Source organism: Acidimicrobiales bacterium, from assembly GCA_035533095.1.
Classification (GTDB): domain Bacteria; phylum Actinomycetota; class Acidimicrobiia; order Acidimicrobiales; family Palsa-688; genus DATLUM01.
On the sequence record DATLUM010000137.1, the window covers coordinates 47,775 to 64,805 of the forward strand.

Consider the following 17,031-nt stretch of genomic DNA (forward strand, 5'->3'; position numbering starts at 1 on the left):
CAGCTTCGCCGATGGGCAAGGATCGGGCGTGGCCCGCCTGACGCCCGACAACGAGCAACGCGCGCGCGACCTGATCGCCCTCTACCCGTACGCGCGCTCGGCTCTCATCCCGATCCTGCACGTGCTGCAGGAGCAGGACGGGTACCTGTCGGAAGATGGGATGGAGCAAGTCGGCGAGATGCTCGGCCTCACTGCCGCCGAGGTACGCGGCACCGCCACCTTCTACGACATGTTCCACTTCGAACCGGTCGGCAAGTACCTCGTAGCGGTCTGCACCAACATCGCGTGCATGCTCCAGGGGGCCTACCGGCTCCTGGAGTACGTGGAGGACCGTCTTGGCGTCGCGCCCGGCGGGACCACGGCGGACGGTATGTTCACCCTGGAGGACGCCGAATGCCTCGCGCTGTGCGGCAACGCTCCGTGCGTCACTGTCAACTGGCGGTTCTTCGGTGACATGGACCCGGACGGCTTCGACTCGCTGGTCGAGGACCTGCGCGCCGGGCGGCTCGACGAGGAGGTGCCGCCGCACGGGACGTTGAGCCGGGTACGCCGGGCGGCCGGCATTGGATCGGACGGTCGTGGCGCCGGTCAGCATCCGGTGCCCTTGGGCACGCGGCGCACGACGGCGGCAGTGGCGTCCATCAATGCCGGGCACCTGGAAGGGCGCCAGTGACGGTCACCGACGCCGCACCGATCGTCAGCCGGCGGCTGGCGACGCCGCACTCGTGGACCCTGCGGTCCTACCTGGACGACCAGGGTTACGAGGGACTGCGCGCCGCTCTCAAGATGACACCTGAGCAGGTGCACGAGCACGTGAACACGGCCAACATCCTCGGCCGTGGGGGTGCGGGGTTCGAGGCGGGCCGCAAGTGGGGGATGCTCCGCAAGGCGCAGCCGATCTACTTGACGATCAACGGCGACGAGAGCGAGCCGGCGACCTTCAAGGACCACGCCCTCATCGAGGGAGACCCCCATCAGCTCATCGAAGGATCGCTGATCTGCGCGTACGCGATCGGCGCTGCGCAGGTGTTTCTGTACGTCCGCGGTGAGTTTCCGCTCGCGATCGAACGACTGCAGGCCGCCCTCAACGAGGCCTATGGGATGGGGGCGGTCGGCCAGAAGATCTTCGGAAGCGACTTCTCGGTGGACATCGTCGTGCACCCCGGAGCCGGCGCCTACATCTGCGGCGAGGAGACAGCGCTGCTCGAGAGCCTCGAGGGCAAGAGGGGGTACCCGAGGATCAAGCCACCGTATTTCCCCGCGGCAATGGGCCTCTACGGCGCGCCGACGATCGTCAACAACGTCGAGACGGTGTCGAACCTGCCGTGGTTGATGCTGCACGGTGGGGAGGCGTTCGCTGCGCTGGGCGAGGGTCGTTCGAAAGGGACAAAGCTGCTCGCGCTGGCGGGTCACGTGAAGCGGCCCGGCAACTACGAGCTCGAGTGGGCGAAGGCCACGTTCAGGGACCTGATCTACGACCCCCGCCTCGGCGGTGGCATCCGCGACGACAACGACCTGAAGGCGATCATCCCGGGTGGAGTGTCTTCGCCGTGGTTGGGCGCCGATCAGGTCGACGTCTCCTTGTCCAACGAAGCGATCGCCGGAGCGGGCTCGATGGCGGGCTCCGGTTCGGTCATCCCCATGGACCACACGACGTGCATGGTGCGCGCGGCGTGGAGGATCACGCGGTTCTTCCACCGCGAGTCGTGCGGGCAGTGCACGCCATGCCGCGAGGGCAGCGGCTGGCTCGAGAAGATCCTCGAGCGGATCGAGTCCGGCCAGGGGCGTGAATCGGATCTCGACTTGTTGATGGACGTGTGCGACAACATCTCTCCGGGCGTCACCTGGCCGCCGGCGCAGACCACCATCTGCGTCCTCGGCCCGTCGATGCCCCCATCGATCGCTTCCGGGATCCGGAAGTTCCGCGACGAATACCTCGCCCATGTACGAGAGGGTCGCTGCCCGTTCCCCCCCGACCGCCTGCCGAGGAAGATGGCCCGTGTCTGAGGTCAACCCGGGACCCGGCACCTCGACCGGCCACACCGGCGTCGAGGCGCCAGTCCGCCTGGTCTCCCGCCCGACCGTGACCGAGAGCGCCGTCGGCACGGCGCCGCCGGCTCCGGCTCCCGGTGGCGAGACCGTGAACATCACGATCGACGGCCGCGAGGTCGAGGCGAAGGCCGGTCAGTGGATCATCCAGGCTGCCGACGAAGCTGGGGTCTACATCCCCCGCTTCTGTTACCACCCGCGCATGAAGCCGGTGGGCATGTGCCGCATGTGCCTGGTCGAGGTGGAGGGCCCTCGGGGACCTTCGCTGATGCCGGCCTGCTACAACCCCGTCGCGGACGGCATGAAGATCAGCACCGCCAGCCCGATGGCTAAGAAGGCGCAGGAAGGCGTTCTCGAGTTCCTGCTTGTCAACCACCCGCTGGACTGCCCGGTGTGCGACAAGGGAGGCGAATGCCCCCTGCAGGACCAGACCCTCGCTTACGGTCCCGGTGAGACGCGCTTCGTCGAGGAGAAACGGCACTGGGAGAAGCCGATCGCGTTGAGCGAGCTGGTGCTGCTGGACCGTGAGCGGTGCATCCAGTGCGGTCGCTGCGTGCGCTTCGCCGACGAGGTGGCCGGGGATCCGCTTATCGACTTCGCCGAGCGTGGCGACATGACAGAGGTCGCTGTCTTCCCGGACGAACCCTATTCGTCTTATTTCAGCGGCAACGTGGTGCAGATCTGCCCGGTAGGGGCGCTGACGTCCAAGCCGTACCGGTTCAAGGCACGCCCTTGGGACCTGGAGCAGGTGGAGAGCACGTGCACCACGTGCGCGGTCGGATGCCGCGTCGCAGTGCAGTCGAGTTTCGGCGAGATCACCCGCCTGATCGGCGTCGACTCCGATCCGGTCAACTGGGGCTGGCTGTGCGACAAGGGACGGTTCGTCTTCGAGTCGGGCCGCAGCGAGTCACGCTTGACGACGCCAATGGTTCGCAAGGGCGGCGACCTTGTCCCGGCCTCCTGGGCGGAGGCGCTCACCGCGGCGGCGGAAGGCCTGTCGCGGGCGAAAATGTCGGGCGGCGGCGAGTCCCTGGCGGTCATCGGCGGCGCGCGTCTGGCCAACGAGGACGCTTACGCGTGGGCGAAGGCGGCTCGCGTCGCTTTCGGCACCGACAACGTCGACGCGCAACTCGGTGACGGGCTGCCGGCCGAGACGATCCTCGGCTTGCCACGGGTGACGATCGACCAGGCGTGCAGCGCGCCGCTTGTCATCACGCTGTGCGGCGACGTCAAGGACGACCTACCGGTCCTGTACATCAGGTTGCGCGACGCGGTCCGTGAGAAGGGCGCGCAGATCGTCGAGATCACCCCCGCGCGCACGGGCCTGTCGCCGTACGCGGCCCTGACCTTGCAGTACCGGCCCGGAGAGGTGGAGGCGCTGGCCGCGGCAGTGGCCGGCGAGGGGCCGGTCACGGGCGAGGTGGCGGGCATCGACGCCTCGGCCCTGTCCGAGGTGCGTGGGCACCTGGCGCGAGCTGCGGAGATCGCTGCACGCGATGGTTCGGCGGGACCAGCCGTGGTGGTCCTGATCGGTCGCCCGTCGCTTGCGGAGCCTGCCGAACAGGTCGCTGCTGCTGCGCGCGTTCTGGCGGACATCCCCGGGGTCGCATTCCTTCCGGCCCTGCGCCGTGGCAATGTTCACGGTGCGCTCGACCTCGGCCTGGCTCCCGGCGTGCTACCCGGTCGACTCGGGCTGGATGAGGGCCGCGACTGGTTCGCGCACCACTGGGGCGCCGAGTTGCCTCGTCGCGCGGGCATGGACACCGCGGGGATCCTCGACGCAGCGTCGCGTGGCCGCATCGGAGGCCTGGTGTTGCTCGGGGCCGACCCGCGCAGCGACTTCATCGATGCCCGCCTGGCGCTGCGCGGGATGTCCGGTGCCCGTTTCGTGGTCGCGGTCGACACCCACCTGAACGAATCCACGAAGCACGCCGACGTCGTCCTGCCGGCCGCGACTTGGGCCGAGAAGCGCGGAACGTTCACGAACATCGAGGGACGGCTCACGTGGCTCAGCCAGGTGGTGACCGCCCCGGGCTTGGCATGGCCCGATTGGATGATCGCAAGCGAGCTCGCCACCCGGATGGGCGTGGACCTCGGGTTCAACAGCCAAGACGACATCTGGGCGGAGGTCACGCGACTGTCGCCGGTGCACGCCGGCGCGGGGTATCACGTCCTTTCGGAGCAGCAGTCGCGCGACGGGGTGGTCGTTCCGCTCGTGCCGGGTGACAGTGCCGACCGCCGCGCGCCCAAGCCACTCGACCCGATGGCGGATCCGGGGATCGCGTCGGCCGAGCTGCACAACATCGCGCCCACGTCGATGCTGCTGAAGGCTTCCGCGTCGGTGGCGATGGAGCCCGAGACCGAGGCCGGGGTGCGGCCCGTGACGGTGTCGCCGGCGGGTGGCGTGCGAACCGGAGCCGCTTCGGAGGGCACGGCGGGTGCTGCCGGCGAGGGTGAGGCCGGTGTTCCAGCAGGCGAGGAGGCCGGTGTTCTGGCGGGCGAGGGGGCGGAGCCGCCGGCGCAGCCGGCGGCGATGGGCCTGCCGCAGATGGCGCCGGCATCCGGCTCCGGTGAGTCCGGTGGCCCGAGCGGCATTTCGCAGCAAGGTCTGCGGTTGGTGACTCGGCGCACCATGTGGGACGGTGGGACGCTCGTGCGGTCCGTGCCGGCGCTAGCAGGGCTGCACCCGCAGCCGTGCCTGAGGGTCCACCCGTCCGTGCTCGCGGATCTCGGGACTGCGGATGGCGAGCGGGTGGTGCTGCGCTCGGCGAGCGGGAAGGTGACCGTGGCAGCCGCCGGCGACCCGACACTGCCGCCGGGCACGGCCTTCCTGCCGTGGAACCTGCCGGGCGTGCCCGCCGGCGATCTCATCCAGGCCGGCGCAGCGGCCATCAGTGTCAGCGTGGAAGCGGCCGCGGAAGAGGAGGGATCTTCCGATGGGTGACCCGCTCTTCGCGAACGGTCTCAACCTGGCCGTCTGGATCATCCTGCTCGTAAAGGTCGTGGTCGTCTTCGCGTTCGTGATGGTCTCGGTGCTGTTCATGGTCATGTACGAGCGCAAGGCGGTCGCCTGGCTCGGCGTGCGCTACGGCCCCAACCGTGCGGGCCCCAACGGCTGGCTGCAGTCGCTCGCCGACGGGACCAAGCTCCTCTTCAAAGAGGCCTTCACCCCACGTACGGCGGACAAGGCCGTCTACAAGATCGCGCCCTATCTGATGCTCTTCCCGGCGCTGGTGGCCTTCTCGATCGTGCCGATCGGCGGCACCATCACGGTCGCCCACCACACGACCCGGCTGCAGCTTGTCGATCCCCCATGGGGAATCCTCTTCCTCCTCATGACCTCCGGCATCGCCGTATACGGGGTGATGCTCGCCGGGTGGTCATCCGGTTCCAAGTACCCGCTGCTCGGCGCCGTCCGGGCCAGCGCGCAGATGGTGTCCTACGAGGCGGTCCTTGGTCTCACGACCGCGACCGTCATCGTGGTGACCGGCTCGCTGCACACGAGCGCCATCGTGATCAACCAGCACGGCGGCTTCCTCTATCACTGGAACATCATCAGGACGGCGTTGATCCCCTTCGCCCTGTTCGCGATCGCCATCACCGCCGAGATGACGCGCCCGCCGTTCGACCTGGTCGAAGCGGAAGAGGAGCTCTCGGGTGGTTACAACATGGAGTACTCGTCGATCGATTTCGCATGGTTCTACCTCGCGGAGTACGCCGCGCTGGTCACCAACTCGGCGATCATCGTCACCCTCTGGCTGGGTGGGCCCGACGGACCGGGCATCGCCGGCCACAGCATCGGGCCATTCTGGTTCCTCCTCAAGCTGCTGATCATCCTTTACATCTACGTGTGGATCAGGGCGACCCTGCCGCGCATGCGCTACGACCAGCTGATGGATCTCGGGTGGAAACGACTCATCCCCGGCGCGCTCGCCATGCTGATGATCGTCGCCGGGTTCCAGGTGAGCCGGACCTGGGGATTCGTGGCGTTCGGAGGGTCGGTGCTCCTGATCGCGCTCCTGATGCGGGCCATAGACGTGGGTCATGGCGCGACGGAGGTCGAATCGGCCCGTGACGAGTTCGCATCCGGGCGTTCCCGAGCATCGGGGGAGGTGAACGGTTGAGCTTCATCGACTTCTTCAAGGGCTTCGTCGTGACGGGCAAGCTCCCGTTCAAGCCCAAGGTCACCATCCAGTACCCGGAGGAGAAGCGGCCGAAGCCGGAGCGTTTCCACGGCCGCCATGTCCTAAATCGCTACGAGGACGGCATGGAGAAGTGCATCGGATGTGAACTGTGCGCCGGCGTCTGCCCCGCGCGGTGCATCTACGTGCGCGGGGCGGACAACCCGCCGGACTCGCCGGTGTCGCCGGGGGAGCGTTACGGCTACGTCTACGAGATCAACTTCCTCCGCTGCATCCACTGCGACATGTGCGTCGAGGCCTGCCCGACCGAGGCGATCACCGAGTCGAAACTGTTCGAGTTCTCGTTCTCCAACCGCGGCGACGCCATCTACACCAAGTCCGAGCTGCTGGTCGACGACGACGGCAAACCGCAGGAGCTTCCCTGGGAGCACTGGGTTATCGGCGACGATCGCAACACCTCGGCGTGGGTGCGGGCCACCTCACCCGCTGGGGCGGCATCGCTGGAAGGCCAGCCCCTGTGGTCGGGAGAGCTCGGCTACGGCGTGCGACCAGCGCAGAAGGGCCAGAGTGACCCCGAGGCGGCCGACTTCCCGGCGGACAACGACTTTTCCCTCCGCGAACTCGCACGCAACGCCCTGAAGGGCGTCGGGGTCAAGGTGGGCAGGCCGTCCAAGGGGCAGGAGACGGGTTGACAGCCGCTCTTCTCGCCGCCGGCACCGCGTCGGGCGTACATCTGGCCCACGGCTCCGCCTGGGCCGTGTTTGCCGTCGGCGCGGCCTTGATCATCACTGGCGCGTTCGGCGTGATCCTCATGCGCAACCCGGTCCATTCCGCGCTGATGCTCGTCATCACCCTGCTCGGAGTAGCGCTCGAGTTCGTCAACGAGTCAGCAGACTTCCTCGCAGCGGTGCAGATCATCGTCTACGCCGGCGCAGTCGTGATCCTGTTCCTCTTCGTGATCATGTTCCTCGGCGTGGACCGCCGAGAACCCGCCGGAGCCGAACGGACTCGGTTCCAACGACCGCTCGCGGTCCTCCTCGGGATCGTCGCACTGGTCGAGATCCTCATCCTTTCCCAGGTGAACCACTGGACGAGCGGCTTACACGGTTTTGCCGGCAACCTTTCCGGGCCGGGTGAGAACGTCCAGAAGCTGGGGCAGTCCATCTACACCCGCTACCTTCTTCCGTTCGAAATGACGGCTGCCCTACTGGTCATCGCGGTCGTCGCAGCGGTGGTGCTGTCCCGCCGAAGGGACCCGTCCGCCGGCGAGATGTCGCGAGACGAGCAGGAGGAGGCAGTGCACCAGTGAGCGACCTTGGGAGCGAACCAATGTGCACGGGCTGGTTCAGCGTCCGTAGGACGGTGGGCCAGTGAGCGTTCCGGGAGCCTGGTACCTCGTCCTCGCGGCGGTCCTGTTCGGGCTGGGCGCAACCGGTCTGCTTGTCCGGCGCAACGTGCTCGTGATGTTCATGTGCATCGAGTTGATGCTCAACGCGGTCAACCTCACGTTCGTGACCTTCTCCCGCCTGCTCGACGACCTCGGCGGGCAGGCCTCGGTCTTCTTCGTACTGGTGGTCGCCGCCGCCGAAGTTGTGGTGGGCCTGGCGATCATCGTTGCCATGTTCCGTCGACGCGCTGCGACGACGGCCGACGACATCCACACCCTGAAGGGCTGATCCGGGATGAACGCCGCCTACGCCATCGTCGCGCTCCCGCTCGCCGGCGCTCTCATCCTCCTCTTCGCAGGCCGGAGGACGGGCGACCCCGCTTCAGGTTGGATCGCCACGGTCCTGGCGTTCGGCTCCTTCGCAGCGACCATCGTGGTTTGGGCGACGATGCTCGGGCGGACGAGCGCAGATCGGACGGTCCACAAGAACATCTTCACCTGGATCCCCGTCGGTGGCCTGCACGTCAACTTCGCCCTGCAACTGGACCCCCTTGCCATCACCTGGTGCCTCTTCGTCACCGGGGTCGGAGCCCTGATCCACCTGTATTCGATCGGCTACATGAAGGGCGACTCGGACTACGGACGGTTCTTCTTCTACATGAACCTGTTCCTCTTCTCGATGATCGTCCTCGTGCTGGCGGACAGCTACCTGTTCAGCTTCCTCGGCTGGGAGGGCGTCGGGTACTGCTCCTACGGCCTCATCGGATTCTGGTTCGAGCGCAACACCGCCGCTGTCGCGGCGAAGAAGGCCTTCGTGACCAACCGGGTGGGCGACTTCGGGTTCATGATCGCCTTGTTCCTGATGTTCAGCCATTTCAAGTCGTTCAGCTACTCCGATGTTCTGCTCCCGCTGTCATCAGGGCACGCAATGCTGGGCAACACGACGGCGACGGCGATCGGCCTGCTGCTGTTCCTCGGAGCGGTGGGCAAGTCCGCCCAGATCCCTCTCTACATGTGGCTCCCCGACGCGATGGAAGGCCCGACCCCTGTGTCGGCACTGATCCACGCGGCGACGATGGTGACCGCCGGCGTCTACCTGGTCGCGCGAAGCGCACCCATCATCCACTTCAGCTCCTCCACCCAGTGGGTCATCGCGATCATCGGGTGCGCCACTGCATTCCTAGCCGCGACGATCGCCTGTGCCCAGGACGACATAAAGCGGGTTCTGGCCTACTCGACGGTGTCGCAGCTGGGCTACATGTTCCTCGGTGAGGGATCGGGCGACTACACCGCAGGGATCTACCACACGGTGACCCACGCCTTTTTCAAGGCTCTGCTCTTCCTCGGGGCCGGCTCCGTGATCCACGCACTACACGACGAGCAGGACATGAAGCGGATGGGAGCGTTGCGCAAGTACCTCCCCCTCACGTTCCCGACCTTCCTCGTCGCGTACCTCGCCCTATCCGGGATCCCACCCTTCGACGGGTTCTGGTCCAAAGACGAGATCCTGGCCGCCGCCTGGCACATGAGCCCCGGGCTGTGGGCGGTCGGGGCGGTCACCGCCGGGCTCACCGCCTATTACATGAGCCGCCTGATGGTCCTCACCTTCGGCGGTGACGCGCGGTGGCGGGAGGCGAACGCCAGCCACGGCGCAGCGGGCATCGCGGGGTCGCACTCCGGTCACGGCGACGGGGAGCACGGCGCGGAGCCGCACGAGTCGCCATGGGTGATGACCGTCCCTCTCGTGATCCTCGGTGTGGCCTCTGTGATCGGATGGTTGGTCAACGCCCCGTTCGGCCACTGGGACTACCTGCATCGCTGGCTCGCCCCGGTCTTTCCCCAGACGATCGCGCCGGCAGTACACGTCTCGACCGACTTCAAGTGGTACGCGGGGATCGCGGTCACCGCGCTGGCCTTCACCGGACTGTTCCTGGGACTCGGCGCCTGGCGGCGCTCGTGGCAGCGACCGCGCCTCGAGCCGGCATTCCTTTCCCATGCGTGGTACATCGACGAGGGTGTGGCCGCAGCCGTGTCGGGCCCGCTCGCCCACACCGCCAGCGGGTTCAGCTTTGGTGTCGACGCCGGCCTCGTCGACGGCACCGTGAACGGACTCGGGAGGCTGGCGGCCGGCACGGGACGGCAGTTGCGCCGGATCCAGACCGGATATGTCCGGAACTACGCGCTGGGGATCGGTATAGGCGCGGCCGCGGTGCTCGCGTACGTGGCGTCGAGGATCGGAGGTTGACGTGAAGACCTCGCCGTTTCCGATCCTCAACGTCATCGTCTTCTTCCCACTCGGCGCGGCGATCGTGTTCGCCTTGCTGCCGTCGTCAATCTCGGAGGCGGCTGCACGGCGGCTTGGTTTGGTGGCGGGCATCGTCGAGATCGGCCTCGTCGCCTACCTCGTAGCCGACTTCCCGGTCGGGAGAGCGGGCTTCCAGTTCGTGAGCGATCACTCGTGGATCACCACGTTCGGGATCCGGTGGAGACTCGGTGTGGACGGCATCTCGCTCTTCCTCGTAGCGGTGACGGCGCTCGTGTTCCCAATAGCCATGGTCGGCCCGCTCGTGCGCAGAGGGTCGCGCGCGTTCATGGGCTGGATGCTTCTCCTCGAGGCGGCGTGCATGGGCACGTTCCTGTCGCTCGATCTGTTCGTGTTCTTCATCCTCTTCGAACTGACACTCGTGCCCGCCTACTTCATCATCGCCGGCTGGGGCAGCGAGCGGCGCAACTACGCGGCGATGAAGTTTTTCATCTACACATTCGCCGGCTCTGCATTCTTCTTCGTCGCCATGCTCGCACTCGTGCTGCTGACCGCGCCGCTCAACGGTAACCACCAGACATTCGACCTCGTCACCCTTACCCGGCTCGCCCCGCGGCTGCCCCACGCCGATCAGGTCCTCATCTTCTGCGGGTTCGCGACCGCGTTCGCCGTGAAGATCCCGCTGGTCCCCTTCCACAGCTGGCTTCCTGACACCTATAGAGAAGCCTCCACCGGCGGATCCATGGTGCTCGCCGGAATCCTGTTCAAGCTCGGCGCCTACGGGCTCCTGCGCCTGGGCGTCTTCCTGCTCCCGCGCGGCGCCGCGGACATGGCACCGGTGCTGCTCACCTTGGCCGCCGTCGGGATCACCTACGGCGCCGTGGTGACGATCATGCAGCGAGACCTCAAACGTCTCGTCGCCTATGCGTCAATCGTCGACGTCGCGTTCATCGTGCTCGGGTTCTTCGCGTTCTCGCAGCAGGGCGTGAGCGGCGGGGTGCTGGAGATGGTGAACCACGGGCTCACCACCGGCGCACTGTTCTTCGTGGTCGGGATGGTGTGGGAGAGGACCGGCACGTTCCGGTTCACCGAACTCGGAGGGTTGCAGAAGACCGCTCCCATACTGGCCGCGGTGTTCCTGGCAGTCGTCCTGAGCGCAGTTGGACTGCCGGGTCTCAACGGGTTCGTAGGCGAGTTCCTCGTGCTGGCGGGCACGTTCGTCACCCATCGCTGGTGGGCAGTCGTTGGGACCACGGCGATCATCTCGGGGGCGATCTACCTGTTCTGGGCGTACCAGCGGGTGTTCCATGGACCGTTGCCCGCGGCGGCAGGTGTGCCGGCGGGTGGTGTGGCGCCGGCGGGTGGTGTGGCGCCGGCGGGTGGTGGCGGGGGTGATGCCGGTATCGAGGCTTCCGACGCCGGGGAGCCCGGACTGCCGCCGGCACGCCCCGACATGACCTGGCGGGAGATCGTCGCCATTGCACCGCTGCTGGCGGGCATCGTGTTCCTGGGCGTGTTCCCCAAGCCGTTCTTCGACAGGGTCAACCCGTCCGTCGATCACCTGCTCGATCACGTGCAGCACGCGGCGCCACAGATCCACGTGCCGGCGCAGGCTCGGCCGCAGGTCCACTACACCGTTCCTGCCAACCAGAACGTCGACGCCGGAGGTGCGCGGTGACCGTCGCGGCCGGTCTCTTGGCGTCGGTAGTGGCGCAAGCGACGCCCCCCGGGGGGTGCACTGTCGCGCCCGGTGGCGGGCGGGTGTCCGGGCTGTGCTCGAACGCCAACTCTCTGCACATCGCAGTCGCGTACCGGTCGATCCTCCCGGTGCTCGTCCTGTCGATCGGAGCGCTGCTGCTGCTGGCGGTGTCCGCGGTGCTGCCCAAGCGCTCTTGGCCGGGCCTTTATCCGTTACTGACCGCCGTCATCGGCGGGGCGTCGGCGATCGCGTCGGCGTGGGAGTGGACCGATCTCGGAACGTCGAACGGGCACGTCTCGCACGCCGCGGTAACCATCGGCCAGCAGATCCTCTACGACCGATTCAGCGTGTTCTTCATGCTGATGATCTCGATCGCGGTGGTCCTCGGCGCTCTGATTTCGGACAGTTACCTCCGGCGCGAGGGCCTCGACGGTGTCGAGGCGTATGTCCTTATGCTGATGGCGGGCGTCGGGGCAATGCTGATGTGCGAGTCGGCCGGCCTGATCATGCTGTTCCTCGGGCTCGAGATCATGTCGATCGCGCTGTACGTGATGGCCGCTTACCATCGCCGGCGGACCCAGTCGGGCGAGGCAGGGTTCAAGTACTTCATCCTCGGGTCGTTCTCGTCGGCGATCTTCCTGTACGGGGTCGCGCTCGTGTACGGCGCGACCGGGTCGACCCAGTTCGATGAGATCGCCTTCTATCTTGCCCGCGACACGCTCACCAATGGCGGGGTGCTTCTCGCCGGGATGGCGTTGCTGATCGTCGGTCTGGGCTTCAAGGTCGCGGCGGTTCCGTTCCATTACTGGGCACCGGACGTCTACCAGGGCTCGCCGACTCCGTTCACCGGCTACATGGCGGCGGTCGCCAAGGCCGCCGGGTTCGCCGGGCTCATACGGGTGCTGCTCGAGGCTCTGCCGACCCAGGCGGCGAACTGGCGGCCGATCATCTGGCTGATGGCCGTGCTGACCCTGCTGGTCGGCTCGGTCATGGCGATTGCCCAGCGGGACCTGAAGCGGATGCTCGCCTATTCATCGATCAGCCAGGCTGGCTACGTGCTCGTCGGCCTCCAGGCGGGAACCGCCTACGGGACCGCCGGCGTTCTCTTCTACCTGTTCACCTACACGTTCATCATCGCCGGCACGTTTGCCGTGGTGCAGGTGATCCAGGGCTCCGGTGAGGCACGCAATGACCTCGGTGCCATCCGCGGTCTCGCCCGCCGCCAGCCCTACCTTGCCGCGGCGATGCTCGTGTTGCTCCTGGCGCAGGCCGGCGTCCCGTTGACGACCGGGTTCCTCGCCAAGCTGTACGTGATCCAGGCGTCCGTGGAGCAGGGTCAGTACGTGCTGGCAGTCATCGCCATGGTGGCCGCTGCGATCGCCGCGTTCTTCTACCTGCGGGTCGCGCTACTGATGTATTCACGCGGCGAGAGCACGCCTGCGGCAGTGGGCGTGGGCACCGGCCCCGGGTCGCCGGCGGTGGACCGTTCCGAGCTGGCCGGCCTCGAGCCGGTCGCTTCCCTCGACGGCCCGACAGCGACCGCCACCCTCGAGGCGCCGGCGGAGGAGCGGATCGAGGTTCCATACCTGGTTGCGGTAGCCCTGGTGATCTGTGTGGTGTTCACGATCGCCGCCGGCGTGTCGGCGCCGGTCATCGACTTCGCACGGCACGCCACGACGCTGTTCTAGACGGGCGCTGGCGGGTCGGCGGGGTCTGCCGGGACGGCCGGTCGGTCTGCTGGGGCGGCCGGTCGGTCTGCTGGGGCGGCCGGGCGGTCGGCGAGGCGAGCGCAAGGGGACAGGGTTGCCGGCAGTTCTCGGCGATGTGTACCAACCCTGGCCCCTTACGGAACGACGGGTGATCCAAGACCGGACAGGGTTGGCTGGTGGCGGGCGGCACGGCCGGCGACCGCGACGGACTCTGTCCTCCTGAGACGTACGCCGTTGCACGGATCCGGATATCACATGTAGTTTCATGCTATGACAAGTCGCCGAGCAACCTCGACACAACGCTTGCTCGAAATGGCTGCCTCCCAGCATTCCGTTGTCAGCCACCAGCAGATCGCCGGCTGCGGCATCGGCAAGCGGGAGCGGAGCGAACTCGTGGCGATGGGAGTGCTCCGGCAGGTCTATCGCGGCGTGTATGCCTGCCCCGGAACCGCTCTCACGAGATGGGGCGAGGCCGTGGCATTGAGCCTTTCGTGCGGCCCGAACGCAGCCTTGTCTCACAACACGGCGGCAGCGATACACGATTTCCCGGGCATACCATCCGGGCCGGCGCTCGAGGTCTCGGTGTGCGGGTCCTCGCACCCCCGTGCCAAGGGGGCTGCGGTGCACCGGGTGACCCGGATCGAAGCGGTGGACCTCGAGCGCCGAAATGGGCTGCTGATCACGACCTCGGCGCGGACGCTTCTGGATATTGCCAGCCGATTCGACCTCCGTGACCTCGCAGATCTCGTGGACGAAGGGGTCGTCCGCCGGCTGTGGACGGTGGACGAACTGAGGGCAGCCCTGGACCGGTCGGGCGGCAGAGGTCGGTCAGGTATGCGAAACCTTCGGACGGTGCTCGCAGACAGAGAGCACGAAACTCTCGACAGCCGTCTCGAGCAACGGGTGATCCGGGCGCTGCGACCGTTGAGGCCCTTTGCGGTTCATCTCGAGGTGATCGTCGAGGGGGAGCTCATCATCCTGGACGTGGCCTGGCCAGAGCTCAGGGTCGCTGCGGAGATCGACGGTTTCGGTGTCCACGGCAAGTCCCGGACCAAGTTCGACCGCGACCGCAGGCACGCGAACCTGCTGCTCGCGCACGGTTGGCGAGTGGTTCGGATCACGTCCGTCATGGCTGACCGGGAGATCCTCGCTCTTCTCGGCTCTGTCCTCGGGCGGGGTGTGGCCTGAACCGGACCGGACGGGACAGAGAATGTCGCCCGAGCGAAACGATCGGTATTCCTTGTCCTCTCAGGTGACCCTTGGAGCCGAGCAAACGGACAAGGTTGCGCAGAGCGAGTGCGACACCGCGTCACCCTGTCCCTTTGCGGCCGGCGCCGGCGCGCTCAGGTGCTCATGCCACAGGCGCCGGCGGTACCAGGAATCGCCCGATGACCGGCAGCTCCCAAAACGACTCGGCCCTTGCCACGGCGATCGCCACCGCCAGCATGTTCTCCGGAGCGTCGTAGATCGCGTACCTCGGGTGCCAGTCCGGGTCGAACTTCGCGTTGAACCTCCAGAGCGACTCGATCTGCATCGAGTCGCCCATGCGCCGCAGCACCCAGCCCTGCACGCGCTGCGACACTCCCTCGCCGGTCTCGCCGGCGAGGACGGCGCGCATCGTCGCGAAGTTCAACCCGAGGCCCTCGAACCCTCGCCGCTGCAGCTCGCGGATCGTCTCGACCACGGCGAAGTCGATGAGGCCGTTGGGGTGGTCGCCGTTGTCGCGGCGCATCAGATCGAGCGAGTAGCCGCCGATGCCCGGTGCCGGCACGTACTGGCAGAACGCCACGGGCACCCCTGCGGGGTCGTGCACCACCGCCAGCAACAAGCCCGCGTCGGCCGGGTCGAACGCCCGGCCGAGCGTCATCGAGAAGCCGCGTTCGACCTCGCCGCGGCGGCTCTTGGTCATCACGTCCTCGAGAGCGCAGCGCAGCGCGGGGTCGAGCGAGGAAGGATCGTGGAACGTGATGGTGTAGCCGTACTTGGCGATCCTGTTGACCGCCTGGCGCAAGCCCTTGAACCGCCCTCCCTCCAGCGAGAAACGACCCACCCTCACGATCGCCTCGTCCCCCACGTACAGGTCGTGCATCCCGGTGGAGCGGTAGATGGGCAGCCACTCCTCGCCGGCGCCGAGCCCGCCGAGCGCCCAGCTGTGCTCGTCGACGTAGCGGCGGAACGCCCGCCACGCGTCGGATCGCTCGGCGACAGGACCGATCGGGTCGGGCGACACGAGGCACACGCTGCCGTAGACGGCGTGCGCGACCACAGTCTCACCCCAGAAGAAGAACTGCTTGTCGGGACGCAGCGCGAAGTAGTCGAGCGTGCCCTTGCCGTACCGCTCCACGACCGACCTCGCTCGCGCCAAGTCGCCATTGCCCGAGACGGCGGGAAAAGACGTAACGGTCGCGACGGCCGGGTCTTTTCCCGGAGAATGGCGAAGCTGCCGTTGCACGACAGGGCGGAACACCACGAAGAGCAGGGCAACGAGCAGACCGGCGGCGGCGGTTGCCATCGCAGGGGAGAAGAAGTCGTTGACACGGTCGGGGAGAGCGACGCCCGACAGGCCGACCATCCTCTGCAAAGCGGCTTCCACCGCGCGACCCCACGACAGGCGGGGTACACGGCGTGGACCCTGCACCCACGAGCTCAACTGGAGCGAGAGCGCGCCGGCCAGCACCGTCAGCGCCGCCGCAACGACCACCCTCACCACGCCTCGCCCCACCCGCTCGACGTCTGTCTTCGCCTCGAAAGACGACCGGTAGACCCACAGGAACGCCCCAGCAGCGAGGGCTATCAGCGCCTCCTCGACGTCCACCCCCTTGACGACGTGCAGAACAGCGACGGCGATCAGCAGGCCCTCGCAGACGATCCAGGCGCGGCGCTGGCCTCGGCGAATCCCGCGGGCGAGCACCATCAGCCCGATCCCGCCGAGAGCGGCGAGCGACGCCGCGGTCTCGGGTATAGCCAGCGGGAACAGATCTCGCAGGACGTTGAGCCGGCTGCGCAGCGGTTCGGCGAGAGCGGAGAGAAGCGAGAGGAACCCGACGACGAAGACCGCGAACGCGGCCAGCCGGCGCACGCGGCGGTCCCTGTCCTGCGGCGCAGGCATGACTGGCCAGTCCTGCCCCTGTGGCCAGGAGGCGACCACTCCGGCGTGCAGGTCGCCGGCCGAGGCGCTGAAAGGTCGCGACGCGAGGAGCCGCTCGGCGAGCGTGGCGCCCGGGAGGTTCTGGCGGCCGTGGAGGAGGCGGAGATGGAGGTCGTTGCCGGCTTCGAGCTCGACCCAGGCCAGCTGGCGGTGGCCGAGGAAGACCGGCGGCAGCCCGAGACCGGGAACCCGGGTGGGGTACTCGGTCACGACCTCGGTGCCGCAACCGGCGTTGGCGTAGAAGCCTGCGCCGAGGTCGGTGAGCTCCGGGCGGCAGGTGTGCCCGGTTATCAAGCCGGCGTGGCCGGATGTGACGAGGTCGCGGGCCTTGGAGCGGGCGGCGTCATTTGGGTCGCCGCGCGCGTCCTCTAGTGAGAGAGCGGAGAGGGCTCGACCGGTGCGGCGCAGCGCCGCGACGGCGAGCGCGAGCAGCAGCAGGATTTCGACCACCGCGGCCAGCGCGGCGATCCCCACACGCGACGTGAAGTCGACTCGCCGTGCCGAATGGAGGGCGAACCCGGGCACCCTGAGAACCAAGGCCGCGACAACCGGTACCAGCAGCAGCCAGGCCGAACGACCCAGCCTTCGATACACCAGCCTCGACGCCACGAAACGCGACAGCGCCGCCGGCTCG

The 17,031-nt window shown here is 67.6% G+C and carries 12 protein-coding genes; 11 read left to right on the top strand and 1 reads right to left on the bottom strand.

Features of this window, described 5'->3' with window-relative positions; genetic code table 11:
* The first annotated feature begins 28 nt into the window (after positions 1-28).
* The 11 genes from VNF71_16025 (at position 29) to VNF71_16075 (ending at position 14,437) form a co-directional block, all read left to right on the top strand.
* Complete coding sequence (locus tag VNF71_16025; GenBank protein HVA76062.1) at positions 29-673, top strand: NAD(P)H-dependent oxidoreductase subunit E; 645 nt, start codon at positions 29-31, stop codon at positions 671-673.
* A complete protein-coding gene (gene nuoF, locus VNF71_16030) occupies positions 670-2,007 on the top strand; it encodes an NADH-quinone oxidoreductase subunit NuoF (protein ID HVA76063.1) in 1,338 nt (445 codons plus the stop codon). The genes VNF71_16025 and nuoF overlap by 4 nt, the downstream gene beginning before the upstream one ends.
* Positions 2,000-4,993, top strand: a complete 2,994-nt coding sequence (nuoG, locus tag VNF71_16035; GenBank protein HVA76064.1) for an NADH-quinone oxidoreductase subunit NuoG — start codon at positions 2,000-2,002, stop codon at positions 4,991-4,993. The genes nuoF and nuoG overlap by 8 nt, the downstream gene beginning before the upstream one ends.
* Positions 4,986-6,173, top strand: a complete 1,188-nt coding sequence (locus VNF71_16040) for a complex I subunit 1 family protein (protein ID HVA76065.1) — start codon at positions 4,986-4,988, stop codon at positions 6,171-6,173. The genes nuoG and VNF71_16040 overlap by 8 nt, the downstream gene beginning before the upstream one ends.
* Complete coding sequence (gene nuoI / locus VNF71_16045) at positions 6,170-6,883, top strand: NADH-quinone oxidoreductase subunit NuoI (GenBank protein ID HVA76066.1); 714 nt, start codon at positions 6,170-6,172, stop codon at positions 6,881-6,883. Before VNF71_16040 ends, nuoI begins: the two co-directional genes overlap by 4 nt.
* Positions 6,880-7,500, top strand: a complete 621-nt coding sequence (locus VNF71_16050) for an NADH-quinone oxidoreductase subunit J (protein ID HVA76067.1) — start codon at positions 6,880-6,882, stop codon at positions 7,498-7,500. The genes nuoI and VNF71_16050 overlap by 4 nt, the downstream gene beginning before the upstream one ends.
* 61 nt (positions 7,501-7,561) lie before the next feature.
* Positions 7,562-7,867, top strand: a complete 306-nt coding sequence (gene nuoK / locus VNF71_16055; GenBank protein ID HVA76068.1) for an NADH-quinone oxidoreductase subunit NuoK — start codon at positions 7,562-7,564, stop codon at positions 7,865-7,867.
* Positions 7,868-7,873: 6 nt separating this feature from the next.
* Positions 7,874-9,823 (top strand): NADH-quinone oxidoreductase subunit L, encoded by a 1,950-nt coding sequence (gene nuoL / locus VNF71_16060; GenBank protein HVA76069.1) that lies wholly within the window; start codon positions 7,874-7,876, stop codon positions 9,821-9,823.
* A 1-nt stretch (position 9,824) separates the two neighbouring features.
* Entirely contained in the window at positions 9,825-11,519 is a 1,695-nt protein-coding gene (locus VNF71_16065) for an NADH-quinone oxidoreductase subunit M (protein ID HVA76070.1), read from the top strand.
* Entirely contained in the window at positions 11,516-13,228 is a 1,713-nt protein-coding gene (locus tag VNF71_16070) for an NADH-quinone oxidoreductase subunit N (protein ID HVA76071.1), read from the top strand. Before VNF71_16065 ends, VNF71_16070 begins: the two co-directional genes overlap by 4 nt.
* A gap of 333 nt (positions 13,229-13,561) precedes the next feature.
* A complete protein-coding gene (locus tag VNF71_16075) occupies positions 13,562-14,437 on the top strand; it encodes a hypothetical protein (protein ID HVA76072.1) in 876 nt (291 codons plus the stop codon).
* 163 nt (positions 14,438-14,600) lie between these two features.
* Here VNF71_16075 and VNF71_16080 read toward each other — a convergent pair.
* Positions 14,601-17,031, bottom strand: a 2,431-nt coding sequence (locus VNF71_16080) for a phosphatidylglycerol lysyltransferase domain-containing protein (GenBank protein HVA76073.1), incomplete at its 5' end; no start/stop codon positions are given.

Excerpts from the sequence above, each read along its gene's own strand:
- VNF71_16075 (HVA76072.1), top strand. The coding sequence starts at position 13,562 with ATGGCTGCCTCCCAGCATTCCGTTGTCAGCCACCAGCAGATCGCCGGC.
- nuoL (HVA76069.1), top strand. The coding sequence starts at position 7,874 with ATGAACGCCGCCTACGCCATCGTCGCGCTCCCGCTCGCCGGCGCTCTC.
- VNF71_16040 (HVA76065.1), top strand. The coding sequence starts at position 4,986 with ATGGGTGACCCGCTCTTCGCGAACGGTCTCAACCTGGCCGTCTGGATC.